The following is a 14,500-nucleotide window of genomic DNA, read 5'->3' as shown; positions in this document are numbered from 1 at the left end:
CCGAGATTTTCCGCGAATTCTTCGCTTATTAACGCTCTTTCAAGGTTAAGCAGACATCTTCAATTGCAGTATTGCCGTTTACACGGCGTTAGCACCAATCATCCGGTGAACCGGGATGATGTGTAACGAGTTGGAGTTGGCTGCGTATGTCTGGCCCAAAGTCCCGCAACAGTAAGCGGTTTTCTGCAAAAGTGACTCAGGAATACGGCCCGGTCCGTGCGCGCATGCGGCGGATCAAATATGTTCTTGTCGCCAGCCCGTTGTTGTTCATCGGGCTTGGCGGGTCGGTTGCCGAGCAGGACATCTTCGCACTCATCAATGCCCGCAACGAAGCCTCCCCACGCTGGATGATGGCTTTGGAACCGGGGAACTTCACCTCCAAGGTCTCACCGCAGCTGTCGTTGGCAACGACGCCTCCACCGAGCCACACCAGTGCGCCCGTTCTGACGCTGACATCAGCAGACAAGGAATTCGAGGCCAAACAGGTTATGGGTCTTGAAGAGGTTGCCAGAAGCGTGCAACCGACTGAAATTCCAGACCGGATTGAGACCAATGAGTCCTCCAAGGGTGACCGGCTGATCACCATGGCTCCCGATCGGCAAATGGTTGATCAGGCCGCCGGGAATGTCTTTGCGATGTCGAGCCTGATCTCGACCGAGAAAAAACACAAAGACCTGCCTCGCGTAGCCTTCGTCAAACCGGAACCGCTCGACAGCAAGGAAACCACCCGGCTGGCCAAAGCCAGCGAAGATGGGCTCCTGGAAGACGGACCGCTAGATCTGCAGCGTGTCATGATGGCACGCAATGCAGCCGCAGCCAGCTTCTCGCTCGTTTCTGCATACGCCCCGGACAGTGTCAAAGAGACCAAAGAACCCTTTAATGCCCTGTTTGGCGCGGCGAAATACGAACAGGAACTCCCTCCTCCAGAAGACCCCGAAAACCCGCATTGGTGGGCCCAAAAGCCGTTGCCTCTTTCCGTCGGTCAACGCAAGGAGCAGCGCTGCCTGGCCGAGGCGATCTATTTCGAGGCCCGCGGCGAGTCCGAAGAGGGACAGGTTGCAGTTGCTCAGGTTGTTCTGAACCGGGTCAAGAACCCGGCCTATCCGAATTCCATCTGCGGCGTGGTCTACCAGAACAAGCACAAGCGCAATCGTTGCCAGTTTTCCTTCGCCTGTGACGGGATCAAGGATCGAATCTCAAGTCCGGCTGCCTGGAAGACGGCACAGCGCCTGACCAAGGACGTTTTGAACGGCAAGCAGTACCTGAAGATGGTCGATGCCTCGACGCACTATCACGCAACTTACGTCAGTCCACGGTGGGCACGATCCATGGCCAAACGCGGCCAGGTCGGACTGCACATTTTCTACAAGACCTATGCAGGCGGCTGGAACTGATCCGGACGCTCAGCCTCGTCAGTCGTTTGACCGGAAAACATTTGTGACCACATAAGTGGCAAGCAGGACGATGTGAAAGCCGAGCAGCGCTGCAACTTGCAGCATGCTGATCTGCGAAAACTCCAGCAGTTCACTCAAGACGTGGATCGACGAGATAATGATGATCGTCGAGACGATCCGGTGTTTCATCCGCCGGTAGGCCCGCTCTCCCTGCTGAATGTAGTCGTCGCCGTGTACCGACTTCTTGAGCCGGTATGTGTTGTAGGTGTTGGTTGCGACCATGATCAGAAGATTGGCGATGAACACCATGTCGAGAAGATTGAGGATCAGCAGGATCGTCTTCTTGCGATCCAGAAACTCGTATGTCTCGACCGCGTGGTAGATGTCCACGAAGAACGTGATCAGAAACAGAACCATGCCAACCGCAAGGCCCAGAAGCATAGGGATCTGCGCATAACGTGTCAGCCGGATGACGAAGTCTTTTTCTACCGTGCTGTTGTTGTGATTATGCTCTTCGCTCATCATGCGCCCTGACGCAACGGATCTGACTTATTGCAACGCACGCTAGAGTGCTTTTTCAAGCCGATCAACCAGTGCCTGTCGGGATCAGGACAGCTCGATATCCAACCCGAGGTCGAGGACCGGTGCTGAATGTGTGATCCAGCCTGAAGAAATCAAGTCGACACCGCTTTCTGCGACCGCCCTGACCGTGTCGAGTTCTATGCCGCCAGATGCTTCCAAAAGCACCTTGCCGTTTGCGATTCCGACGGCTTTTTCAAGCGTTTCGGGCGGCATGTTGTCGAGCATGACGACATCCGGCGCTGCAGCGAGGGCCTCTTCAAGCTGTTCCAGCGTATCGACTTCCACCTCGATTTTGACAAGGTGCCCGGCAAAGGCCTTGGCTGCTTTGATGGCGTTTGTCACCCCACCGGCAACCGCAATGTGGTTGTCCTTGATCAATACGGCATCATCCAAACCAAAACGGTGGTTGGCACCCCCGCCGCATTTGACCGCGTATTTTTCGAAGGCGCGTAGACCCGGCGTGGTCTTTCGTGTGCAAACAATATCGGCTTTCGTATGGGTGATCTGATCGGCAAACAAGGATGTTGCCGTTGCGATTCCTGACATATGCCCGAGGAAATTCAAGGCAACCCGTTCCGCGGCAAGCAGCCCCCGTGCCGGTCCTTCAATACGCGCAACGATGTCTCCCGGAGCCAGCCGATCGCCGTCATTGCGGGCAATTTCAAACTGCAACGCTGTATCGGTTTGCCGAAACGCACTTTCTGAACATCCAACGCCTGCAAGCACACCTGGCTTTCGCGCTGCTATCACCGCGCGGGCTGTCGAGGTGGATGGCAGCGTCGCCTGACTGGTGACATCACCCGCCCTGCCCCAGTCTTCAAGCAGTGCGGATTTGACCGCCTCATCGATCATGAGACGCGGGAGTTCAGGCAGTGTGGCGCGAGACATGCGCTCCTCCGGTCAAACAGTTTCCAGAGCTTCGGCGGTCAAGGTCTCGACCTCGCTCAATGTGGTATAAGAGCGCTTGGCAAGATCCGGATTTTCCTGAGGGAAATCCTTGCGGAAATGGCCTCCCCGGCTCTCTTCCCGTTTCAGCGCCGCGGCCGCAATAATCTTTCCGGCGACCATCATGTTCCTGATCGATTGACGTACGCAGATCTTCTCGGCACGCACAATATCACTCAAGGCTTCTTTCAAGCTGCCAGCATCGCGAAGGACCCCGACATTCTTGGACAAGGTCGTTCGCAGAACGGTGATGGCGTCGCGTTCTTCAACATTGCGCTGACTTGGAAGACCAGGAGCGTCGTCCATTTCGTTCCAATAAGCGCTTCGAGGCGTCGGCATCAATCCCTGGATGTCTTCTGCAATCCTGGCGGCGAACACCACGGCCTCGAGCAGAGAATTGGAAGCAAGACGATTGGCGCCGTGAGCACCGGTTGAGGCCACCTCACCGGCCGCCCACAGACCGTCAAGCGATGTCCGCCCATTTGCGTCTGTCAGGACGCCACCCATGTGATAGTGCTCCGCCGGCGCAACGGGCAGCAAATCTTTTGACGGATCGATGCCGGCGGCCGCAGCCGCCCTGAAAACCGTTGGAAACTCTTCCTGAAACTTTGCGCCGATCGCCTCGCGGCAGTCGAGAAACGCGCCTCGCCCAGCCGAAACTTCCTCATGGATTGCCCGGGCAACAATGTCGCGAGGGGCAAGTTCCAGGTTAGGGTGGACCTTTTCCATGAAACGCTCACCGGCCTTGTTCACAAGAATAGCGCCTTCTCCACGAAGGGCCTCCGTGGCAAGAGGGGCAGGATCTTTGCCGACATCAAGAGCAGTGGGGTGGAACTGAACGAATTCAGCGTCTGCAATAACAGCTCCAGCTCTTGCTGCCATCGCAAGTCCGTGCCCATTGGCCTCGTAAGGGTTTGTGGTCAGGCCGAACAGGTGACCGACCCCACCGGAGGCTAGCACCACCGCTTTGGCCGGGAAAGCCAAACGCTCAATGCCGCCGCGCCGACGTGCTAGGACACCGGTCACATAACGACCTTTGCCCAGAAAACTCTCGCCGATATAGCCTTCAAGAATACGGATGGACGGCGTCTTGCGTACGGCTGAAATGAGCGCATCCATGATTGCCCGGCCGGCCATATCCCCGCGAACCCGAACAACCCTGCTGTGGGAATGGGCCGCTTCGCGCGAAAACTTCAAACGTCCTTCCAAGTCCTTGTCGAATGGCACGCCATAGGAGAGCAGATCGTGGATACGGTCGCTGCCTTCACGGGTCATCTGTTCGACGATTTTCTCCTCGCAAATGCCGCAACCGGCCGCCAGCGTATCGTCGCGATGCTCTTCAACCGAATCCGGTTCTGATATTGCCGCGGCAATGCCACCCTGCGCCCAGGCAGACGAAGCGCCTTGCCCGATGGGGGCATTGGTGATGACGGTTACCGGGCGCGGGCTGAGTTTCAACGCACAAAACAAACCGGCTAGGCCGCCGCCGAGAATGACGACATCATCGACATCCTTGCCAATATAGGCAGGTGCAAAATCCTCAACCGACACTTCCATGGGAACTTCCTGGAACAAATTGGGCATGGCCCGAAAAGCTTCCGGATCGGCCATCGCTTGTTACGCCGGCCGATCCTGAGCAGAACGCTTTATGCGGTTTAGACCGAAGCGGGTCAGATTTTCAAGTTGATCATCCGTTCAACCGCAACCCGCGCTCTTTCCGCAATCGCCGGATCCACAACGACTTCTTCCTTCATCTCAAGCAAAGACTCCAGGATCTTGTCCAAAGTGATCCGTTTCATGTGTGGGCACAGGTTGCACGGGCGAATGAAATCCACATCGGGCGTTTCGCTGGCAACATTATCGGCCATGGAACACTCGGTGATCATCATGACCTTTTCCGGTTGCCTGGTTTTCACCCAGTCGATCATATGCGCCGTGGAACCTGCAAAATCGGCCTCGGCAACAACCTCCGGCGGGCATTCCGGGTGCGCGATGATCTTCACACCCGGCTCGATCTTGCGGTAGTCGCGCAGTTCCTCGGCAGTGAAGCGTTCATGGACTTCACAAGCGCCGTCCCAGATGAGGACTTCCACATCGGTCTTGTTACCGACATTGGCCGCCAGGTATTTGTCCGGGATCAGAAAAACCTTGTCGACACCAAAACTCTCGACGACCTGCAGTGCGTTGGAGGATGTGCAGCAAATGTCGCATTCGGCTTTCACGTCTGCGGACGTGTTCACGTAAGTGATGATCGGCACACCTGGATTTCGTTCCCGAAGCGCGCGCACATCCGCGCCGGTGATGGATTCGGCAAGCGAACAGCCGGCGCGCATGTCCGGGATCAGTACGGTCTTTTCCGGGCTGAGGATCTTGGAAGTCTCGGCCATGAAATGCACACCGCATTGAACGATCACATCGGCGTCCGTCCGGGTTGCCTCGATCGCCAGCTGCAGGCTGTCACCCACAATGTCCGCGACCCCGTGAAAGATATCAGGCGTCATGTAGTTGTGTGCGAGAATGACGGCGTTGCGCTGCTTCTTAAGCTGATTGATCGCATGAATTGTCGGAGCCAGGGCCGGCCACTCAATGGCCGGGATGATGTGCTTGACCTTTTCATAGATCGGCGCGGTCGCTTCCGCGACTTCAGGTGTATAGCTCAAATCAGGGCGTTCGATCTTCCCGAAACGCTCCAATGCCGTCGTTCCATTTGCGATCGGTGTTCCGACCGGTGCAGATGTCTGGGCGATGGTCATGGCGACCTCCCTAATGCGCGGGTCTTGCATAAGCACTTTGCCCGCCCTCTATTATACTCAATATGAGCATATATCTCGCAAAAGAAAACGGGCACGGTGACCCTTACCCTTTTGCTCTTTCGGAGTTTATATAGGCCTGTTTTACTCTCAAATCCATCGTTTTTCCTCAAAAACCGGAACTAAATTTCATTCTTGTTAGATTTCAGAGCGTTATCAACAATTCTCCCGCTGCGACAAGTAGCCAGCTAAACACCTGACAGCCAAGTTGTATCCGTTTCAGGACACATTCGGCTCATTGATCAACCTATCAAAAATACGCGTTTTGCGATGACCAACCCCTCACTTATCCTATCGTAAACTCACGATATGAGGTGTCCATGTCTGCCACATCCAGCTTGCCCCGATCGGGTCCCAATATTCCCCTGATCATTGCCTGCGGTTGCCTGATTGCCCTGCTTTCCTTTGGTCCGCGTTCGGCCATGGGGCTCTTTTTCCAACCCATGACGGAAGCACGCGACTGGAGCAGGGAAATTTTTGCCCTGGCCATTGCAATTCAAAACCTCATGTGGGGCATCGCTCAACCGGTCGCGGGAATGGTATCCGATCGGTTTGGCACCTGGAAGACGATGGCATTCGGCTCACTGCTCTATGCCAGCGGATTGCTTATGATGATAGATGCTGAAAGCGCAGTCGCCCTTCATGTTTCTGCTGGTGTCCTGATCGGCCTTGGAATTGCGTTTTCGTCTTTCTCCCTTGTCCTGGCCGCATTTGGACGCGCGGTGTCACCCGAACAAAGATCTCTCGCATTCGGAATTGGAACGGCTTCCGGCTCGCTTGGACAGTTTCTGTTCGCACCTCTTGGAGGGGCGCTCATCGCAAATATCGGCTGGCAACAGACATTGCTTGTCTTCGCAGGCCTGGTTGCGCTTGTCCCGCTGCTGGCCATTGCGTTACGCGGCAAGTCAGATCCGCCACAAGAACAAAACCCGGCGAGTGATCAGAAGCTGAGCGCCGCGGTTGCCGAAGCATTCCGAACCCGCGGTTTCATCTTGTTGACCATCGGCTTCTTTGTTTGCGGCTTCCACGTTGCCTTCATCACCGTGCACCTGCCTCCCTATATTGCCGACCTTGGCCTGGATCCGGCGTGGGGCGCGACGGCCATTGCGTTGATTGGACTGTGCAACATCGTAGGGTCTTTGGCGGCCGGGTATATTGGCGGACGCTATTCGAAGCCGATCTTTCTATCGCTGATCTATATCGGTCGTTCCATTGCGATTTTCACTTTCATCATGCTGCCGATCACACCGTTTTCGGTTTTGGTCTTTGCGGGCGTCATGGGGCTGCTGTGGCTTTCAACGATCCCGCCGACATCCGGGCTGGTAGCCGTGATGTTCGGTCCCCGTTACATGGCGACCTTGTTCGGTTTTGTCTTCCTGTCTCACCAGATTGGCTCATTCCTGGGGGTTTGGCTGGGCGGCAAACTCTATGATGAGACTGGCTCATATGATGCAATCTGGTGGTGCGGTATCGCACTGGGTATTTTTGCGGCCATCGTCCATTGGCCCATCGAAGAAAAACCGGTGCAGCGTCTGGCACAGGAAGCCGCAGAATGAAAAAAGGCGGGCCTCGGCCCGCCTTTTCCAACAAAGGAATCGGAGATTTTATCCAGCTACTTTCGAAAAATCCGCGACAACGTGTGTCGCGTCCCTGATCTCGGCGAGCAACTGCAAGCGGTTGGTTCTCAAGACCTGATCTTCCGCATTGACCAGAATATCCTCAAAGAACCTGTCTACCGGTGCGCGTAGCCGTGAAAGCGCTTCCATGGCACCTTCGAAATCCTCGTGTGCGACAGCTTTCGCCGCATCGGCGCGGGCCGTGTCGATGGCAGCAGCCAGGTCGATCTCGGCCTGCTCCTGAAGATGATCCGCATGAGGCTTTCCGGTAACCGGTGTTCCGTCCTTCTTCTCTTCCGCACGCAGAATGTTTACCGCGCGCTTATACCCGGCAAGCAGGTTGGTACCATCGTCGGATGAAATGAACTTACCCAGCGCGTCGACACGTTTTACCACCATCAGAAGATCGTCCCGGCCTTCCAACGCGAAAACCGCGTCGATCAAGTCATGTCGGGCCCCTTCGTCTTTCAAGTGAACTTTCAGTCTGTCGCCGAGAAACGCCAGCAGATCTTCCGTCATACCGTCAGGATCGCTGATCGGGACAGAATTCAAGCCAGCCGCTGACAGGATTGCTTCGCCAAGTCTGACACGAATGCCATTCTCCAGCACAATTCTGATCACGCCAAGGGCGGCGCGCCGAAGTGCATAGGGATCCTTGGATCCGGTTGGCTTCTCATCGATCGCCCAGAAGCCGGCGAGCAGGTCGAGCTTTTCCGCCAGAGCGACAGCAATCGCCACCGGGTCCGTCGGCACTGTGTCGCTTGGACCCTGCGGCTTGTAGTGTTCCTCGATTGCCGCGGCGACCGATGCGTCCTCACCTTGCGCCTCCGCGTAGTAGCGCCCCATCAGACCTTGCAGCTCCGGAAACTCGAACACCATTTGCGAAACGAGATCGGCCTTCGCCAGTTCCGCACCCCGCCTTGCTTTGGCGTCGTCGGCGCCGACAATCGGTGCGAGTTGAGACGACAAAGTCATCAGTCGATTGACCCGGTCTCCAACGCTGCCCAGTTTTTCGTGAAACTTGACTTCACCCAACTTCGGCAAATTATCCGAGAGCTTGGATTTCAAGTCCGTCTCCCAGAAGAACCTGGCATCCGACAAACGGGCCCGGATGACCTTTTCATTGCCCGCAACAATCAGTTTGCCGCCATCTTCCGCGACAATGTTGGAGACTAGAACAAATTGGTTCGCCAGTCGCCCCGTTCCCGGGTCCTTCATGACAAAGCACTTCTGGTTCACCTTGATCGTAAGCTGGATGCACTCATCTGGGATTTCCAGAAATGCGTCATCGAAACTACCCGTCAAAACAACGGGCCACTCAACAAGCCCCGCGACTTCCTCCAGAAGTCCAGGATCTTCGACAAGATCAAGTCCCAGCGCCAGTGCCCGGTCCTTGGCATCGTTGAGAATAATTTCTTTGCGGCGGTCTGCCTCCAGAACCACTTTGTGCTTGTCAAGGCCGGTCGCATAGTCGTCGAACCTGCGCACATCGAACGGCTTGTCAGCCAGAAAACGATGGCCACGTGTGGTCTGACCTGATCGAATGCCGTCAAATTCAAAGCGAACGACATCCGGTTCTTCCGTTTCGGGACCAAATGTTGCAACGATCGAGTGTAAAGGCCGGACCCAACGTGTCGACCTAGTTCCCCAGCGCATGGATTTTGGCCACGGGAAATTTCTCAAAAGACCCGGCATGAACTCGCCAATGATATCGAGCGCGGTCCTGCCCGGTTTTTCAATGACGGCGACGTAAAAGTCGCCTTTCTTCGGGTCGTTATGAATTGAAGCCTGATCAATTGAAGACAGTCCTGCTCCGCGCAGGAAACCTTCCAATGCCTTTTCCGGTGCCCCGACGCGCGGACCTTTGCGTTCTTCACGCGTCGCCTTTGATCCGACCGGCACACCGGCCACATGCAATGCCAGGCGGCGTGGCGTCGAAAATGCCTTGGCGCCTTCATAGGGCAGACCGGCCTCCACCAGAGCGTTGGTCACAAGGGATTTCAGGTCTTCAGCCGCCTTACGCTGCATACGGGCTGGGATTTCTTCGCTGAAAAGCTCAAGCAGAAGATCGGGCATGGAATTTCGGACCTTTGGCATTGGTGAGACATCACCGGACATGTGTGAGCGTCCGTTAGCAAGACAGCAGCCTCTTGTCACCCCTTTTCCCGGCAAACGTATCCTAAGTACTTCTGACGAGCATTGAGTGTTTCCAGACAAATGCTTCATTCTTCTTCAAGAAATGCATGTGAAACTCGAGCTGCATTAAAGAATTTGATGTATTGAGGCTCCTCAAGTGATAAAACGAGAAGTTGCGAACAACCGTTACCTGGCACGATCAATGGTTGTATTACTTGCACTTGTACTTGCGAGTTTTATTTCCTTGCAAATTTTTCCTGATATTTTTTTCAATCTGGAAACAAACAACGATCAATTTCTCCTCAAGATCATCACTAGTTCCCTGTTGGCCGTCGCGTTTGTCGGACTTGCCGTTGGAACCTGGGCAACGCGCCGTCTGCGCAAAGAACTGAAAGCACGTTCCTCCGCACATAGTGAAGCCCTGGCTCTGGCGCAGCACGATCCCCTTACAGGGCTTCCCAACCGCCGCAGGTTGCTGGAGGCTTTCAGCGACCTCAGCAGAGACCTTAAACCGGACAGTTTCCGCGCGATCATGATGCTTGATCTGGATGGGTTCAAACCGATCAACGATGTCTATGGTCATGCATTCGGCGACACGCTGTTGCGCAGCTTTGCGGACCGGCTGGCCGAAACGCTCGGCAAGGATGGGATTGTAGCCCGTATCGGCGGCGATGAGTTTGCAATTGTTTCGCCTGTCTTCAAGGACAAGTCGGAAGCAGCAGGCTTTGCCCGCCGGCTCCTGACGCGCATCAACGACCGGTTTGAATTCGGTGAACGACAGATTTCAATAGGGTCCGGCATCGGCATTGCACTTTATCCGCATGACGGGCACGCCATCACGGAATTGTTGCGCAGGGCCGACATCGCGCTCTACAGGGCCAAGTCCTCAGGCCGTTCGACCTATCGTTTCTTCGAAGTCGATATGGATGCATCCATCCTGCATCGGACACTCCTGGAACAGCGCTTGCGCAAGGCAATCGCCGACAAGGAAGTCAAAGTCCACTATCAGCCTATTCTGGAAATGACATCTGGTCGTATCGCAGGCTTTGAAGCCCTTGCCAGATGGACAGATGCGGACTTCGGACAAGTTCCGCCTCTGCAATTCATTCCTATTGCTGAAGACTGCGGAATCATCTCAGAGCTGACACAGCACTTGCTTGCTGAAGCCTGCAGTGTCGCAAAGACCTGGCCGGAAGACCTTTACCTGTCTTTCAACCTCTCTCCCGTGCAACTGCAAGACCCGGCCTTGCCGGACCAGATCCATTCGATCCTCCAGGCCTCGGATTATCCTCCCAAGAGCCTCGTCCTGGAAATCACGGAAACGTCCTTGGTGAAAAATCCTGAGTCTGCTAAGCGGATACTGGGAGAACTGACCGAGACCGGTGTCTCCATTGCCCTGGATGATTTTGGGGCCGGGCACTCCAGTCTGAGTTATTTGCGTGACTTCCCGATCCAGAAGGTGAAGATCGACAAGTCCTTCACGGAAAGGATGCTCGTCGACAAGCAGTGTGCGGCAATTGTTGAGGCAATCCTCGTGCTGTCAAAAGGGCTCGATATCGATGCGGTCGCCGAGGGCGTAGAGGAAAATGACGTCCACGAAGCCCTCAACTCCAATGGCTGTCACTATGGCCAGGGGTTTCTTTATGCAGCTGCAGTAACTGCCGAAAACGCTGCTTCGCTATTGGAATCACAGACCGATGGACGGTTGCCCTTCACCAGCAAAACAAGTGCGGCTTGAATCCAACTCCCTTTGACGCCTCAATGCACAGCCACCTCGGCGATCATCCGCCAAGAAACAGGATGATAATCGCCGCATTCGCAAGATCGACGAAGAAAGCCGACACAAGAGGCAAGATCAAGAACGCCTGTGTGGCCGGGCCATAGCGTTTGGTTACAGCTGTCATGTTGGCAATCGCCGTTGGAGTAGCGCCGAGGGCAAATCCGGCAAATCCTGCCCCCAGTACGGCTGCATTGTAGTTCCGCCCCATCATCGGATAGACCACCAGAACGATGAAGAGAGCAGCCACCACAATTTGCGTCGCGAGGATAAGCATCATGGGCCCGGCGAGACCTGCAATCGTCCAGAGCTGCAAACTCATGAGCGACATGGTCAGGAATATGCCCAGCGCCAGGTCCGAAAGGACGGCCAGCGACTGACTTCTGGCTGGCCAGGTCATTTTCTTGAATACCAATGGAACGGTGTTGGAAAGAACGATGCCGCAAAAAAGACAGCAAACAAAAATCGGCAAATCGAGACCGATCCCGGTCACTAGTGCTTCCTGAAGACCAACACCCAAGGCAATGGCAATATTCAGGACAAGCAATGAGCGCATAAGTCCGGTGTGAGTAACCTGCGCAACGGCTTCCCGCTCGGTTTCAATGCCGATCATCGGTGCTTCTTCCGGCCGGTCCGGATCTGGCTTTGCACCTTTTCGTTCAATCAGATAATTGCCGACCGGACCACCGAGCAAACTCGCCGCAATGAGACCGAGCGTAGCTGTCGCTGCACCGATTTCAACGGCGCCGACAACGCCATAGTCTTCAACCAGTTTCGGCCCCCAGGCGATGGCTGTGCCGTGACCTCCGACAAGCGAGATCGTTCCGCCAAGCAGCCCAAACCCGGTTGGCAGCCCGAGTGCGGCTGCAATCCCGGTCCCCACAGCATTTTGGAGCAACATGTAGCCGACGGTCAGGCAGAGCAAAATCAACAGCGGCTTGCCGCCTTTGGCCAGATCGGCAAATCGAGCATTCAGGCCAATTGCAGTGAAGAAGACAAACAGCAGATAATCTCTGGATTGCAGCGAAAACCCGATTGCCTTGTCGAAGGCGAGATAGACAATCAACGCCAATGCGGCGACCAGAAGTCCTCCAGAGACAGGTTCCGGTATGTTGTAGTGGCGCAGGAACGGGATTTTTTTGTTCAGTCTGACACCCAGGAAATAGACCAGGATAGCCAGATTGAAACTTACGAATTCGTCGAATGACAGTGCGTCGCCAGTCATTGCATTCCCTGCACAGCTAGTAGACCTGACGGCCCGAGATGTAATTTCATTCAAACCTCTGCGGAGGTGAAGTCAAGTTTGGCTACCAGCCACCGCCGCCGCCGCCACCGCCACCGCCGCCAGACGACCCACCGGACGAACCGGAGCTCGACGAAGAAGGGGCAGGCAATGAGGACTGGAAGGACCCTGCCATTGCGCTTGCAGTAGCTCCGACGCTTCTAGAGATATCATGGGCGTCAAAGGTTCTGCCGGAATACCAGTGAGGGTTATAGGACGCGGAAGTTGCTGAACCGGCGGCGCTCGAAAGCCAGCGTTCAAACGCCTCGGCCCAGGGTTTTTCAACGTCCAGAGCAACTGCGTAGGGCAAGAGCGCTTCAAAGTGCACCGTGCTCATATCCGGAACGCCTGACATGTTGAGGCGGTCTTTTTCAGCAACCGTCAGATAGAGCCGCAAGCCTTCAATTTCATCCAGCATGGCGCGACCTTGCCGCGTTGGCGCACCGATTATGGAAAAGAAAAGAATATTTCCTGAAATCAAGAGTGCGACGACGACGGGAACGGCCTGCATGGTACCCAATGCGCCGGTCACAAGACCCGCCAAAAGCGATGCGCCCAATAGAGCCACGCCCAATATCGCGAAGGTGAGCATCAATCTCCAGATCAGCCGAGCCCCCTCCAAGACAAGCAGACCGATGACCGCGGCAAACGCCGTGGCAAATACGGAGAAGAAAAGGAGCATAATAAGGAATTCCCTTTCGTTCTCTGCAACCGGAACAAACACAAACAGGCCTGCAATGGTGAGAAGGCTCAAAAGAACACCGGGAAAAAGATAGCCACCATTATTCCTGAAGTAGACGTTGTGGTTCTCGGAGACGATAGCACTTGTAAATGTGCTGCCCAGCAACTGGATCGATTTGCCATTCCGCTCATTCAGCGCGAGTGGCGCGTCTCTGCGATGCAGCCATTTTTCAAGAGCAGCTTCCCCCTTTGGCAGTCCTTCGCCCGGCTTTCGGCCTTCCGGTCCCTCCGATATCAGAGAGATCGTCATGTCACCGTCGCTATCATCAAGCCGCAAACGCTTTTTCACGGCCAAGTTGAGACAGGCTGCAGACAGCGCCACCCAACCACCACCGAGACCACGCTTATAGACATATCTCATAAGCGCTGGAGACATTCCTGACGGTGGCTTGAACCTGGGAAAGATAACGCCCTTAGCCGGGTCACGCCCAGCCCTTAACCAAGCCCAAAGGTAATAGAGCCACACCAGCAATACGCCCGCACCGCCGATCAGCTCGGTCCTGAAGTCGCCGGCAATCTGCAGCAGTTTCCGGGTTCCGGTTGGTTGCGCTATAGACCCGACCGGCATGGTCACCACGACCGTCAGCCCTTCTTCAGGTGAAAGCGGGGCCGTCGTGCTGAAAACTATCTCATGGCCATTATCGCCTGGCTGTGCCGAATAGTCCTGTCCGGTTGCTCCGAAGAAACCGGTATACCCGGTCCAGTCGGTGGCCCTGACCCCTTCCGGCAAAACGACGCGTGCCGATGCCTCGTCAATTGGAAATGCCCATTCATTGCCGGTAACGTTCCAATAGAGCTCATCATGAGATGAGAAAAAGCGTATCTGCCGGTCGGTTTCGTACTGGATCGTATAGGTGTAGGTTCCAGGCCTTAGCAGGATGCTCTCTTCACCGATATAGATCCGGACCCCGGCTCCATTCTCCTTGGTAAAATGCGCTGCTGAACGTCCATCCTGCATAACGGAAAGCAGCTTGAAACCGACCCTGTAGCTGCGCCCTCCTGCGCTCTTAGCAGTCAGTGGGATGTCCCGGAAAATGCCGCGCTTGATCTGATCACCTTCCGCCCGCACCGTAATCGTTTCAGTCACGGTCAGGTTGCCGCTCGCTGCAACTTCTATGTCTGAGACATAATTCAGGATTCTTTCGTCCGCACCGGCACTCGCCATTGCAACAAGAAGCCCGACCCATGCAAGACCGGTAGCAATAAGGCTCTTCATC

The 14,500-nt window shown here is 55.4% G+C and carries 10 protein-coding genes; 3 read left to right on the top strand and 7 right to left on the bottom strand.

Annotated elements, in window-relative coordinates:
• Window positions 1–146 precede the first annotated feature (146 nt).
• On the top strand, window positions 147–1,394 hold the full coding sequence (locus Q0835_RS04920; RefSeq protein WP_298958902.1) for a cell wall hydrolase: 1,248 nt from the start codon (window positions 147–149) through the stop codon (window positions 1,392–1,394).
• Window positions 1,395–1,412: 18 nt separating this feature from the next.
• Here the strand turns inward: Q0835_RS04920 and Q0835_RS04915 are convergent, their stop codons facing one another.
• From Q0835_RS04915 to nadA, 4 genes are all read right to left on the bottom strand, one after another.
• A complete protein-coding gene (locus Q0835_RS04915; RefSeq protein WP_298813757.1) occupies window positions 1,413–1,916 on the bottom strand; it encodes a YqhA family protein in 504 nt (167 codons plus the stop codon).
• A gap of 84 nt (window positions 1,917–2,000) precedes the next feature.
• Window positions 2,001–2,864, bottom strand: coding sequence for a carboxylating nicotinate-nucleotide diphosphorylase (nadC, locus tag Q0835_RS04910; RefSeq protein WP_298958899.1), 864 nt, complete (start codon window positions 2,862–2,864; stop codon window positions 2,001–2,003).
• Window positions 2,865–2,876: 12 nt separating this feature from the next.
• Window positions 2,877–4,478, bottom strand: coding sequence for an L-aspartate oxidase (locus Q0835_RS04905; RefSeq protein WP_298959497.1), 1,602 nt, complete (start codon window positions 4,476–4,478; stop codon window positions 2,877–2,879).
• Between the two features lie 113 nt (window positions 4,479–4,591).
• Window positions 4,592–5,674: a quinolinate synthase NadA gene (gene nadA, locus Q0835_RS04900; protein ID WP_298813761.1), complete on the bottom strand. Its 1,083-nt coding sequence runs from the start codon at window positions 5,672–5,674 to the stop codon at window positions 4,592–4,594.
• 377 nt (window positions 5,675–6,051) lie between these two features.
• On the opposite strand from nadA, the gene Q0835_RS04895 reads away from it, so the two are divergent.
• Window positions 6,052–7,287 carry an MFS transporter gene (locus tag Q0835_RS04895; RefSeq protein ID WP_298813763.1) on the top strand — a complete coding sequence of 412 codons (1,236 nt, stop codon included), beginning with the start codon at window positions 6,052–6,054 and terminating at the stop codon, window positions 7,285–7,287.
• Between the two features lie 48 nt (window positions 7,288–7,335).
• Here the strand turns inward: Q0835_RS04895 and glyS are convergent, their stop codons facing one another.
• Entirely contained in the window at window positions 7,336–9,423 is a 2,088-nt protein-coding gene (glyS, locus tag Q0835_RS04890) for a glycine--tRNA ligase subunit beta (protein WP_298959494.1), read from the bottom strand.
• A 262-nt stretch (window positions 9,424–9,685) separates the two neighbouring features.
• Here glyS and Q0835_RS04885 point away from each other — a divergent pair, with 262 nt between their 5' ends.
• Entirely contained in the window at window positions 9,686–11,221 is a 1,536-nt protein-coding gene (locus Q0835_RS04885) for an EAL domain-containing protein (protein ID WP_298958895.1), read from the top strand.
• A 43-nt stretch (window positions 11,222–11,264) separates the two neighbouring features.
• Here Q0835_RS04885 and gltS read toward each other — a convergent pair whose 3' ends face one another.
• Window positions 11,265–12,485, bottom strand: a complete 1,221-nt coding sequence (gene gltS, locus Q0835_RS04880; RefSeq protein WP_298958893.1) for a sodium/glutamate symporter — start codon at window positions 12,483–12,485, stop codon at window positions 11,265–11,267.
• Window positions 12,486–12,567: 82 nt separating this feature from the next.
• Window positions 12,568–14,499: a DUF2207 domain-containing protein gene (locus Q0835_RS04875; RefSeq protein WP_298958890.1), complete on the bottom strand. Its 1,932-nt coding sequence runs from the start codon at window positions 14,497–14,499 to the stop codon at window positions 12,568–12,570.
• Window position 14,500: the final 1 nt, after the last annotated feature.

The sequence above is a fragment of the uncultured Roseibium sp. genome (genome assembly GCF_947499295.1).
Lineage (GTDB): Bacteria > Pseudomonadota > Alphaproteobacteria > Rhizobiales > Stappiaceae > Roseibium.
The sequence above is the reverse complement of the archived record's forward strand: the minus strand, read 5'-3'. Positions and strand labels throughout refer to the sequence as shown.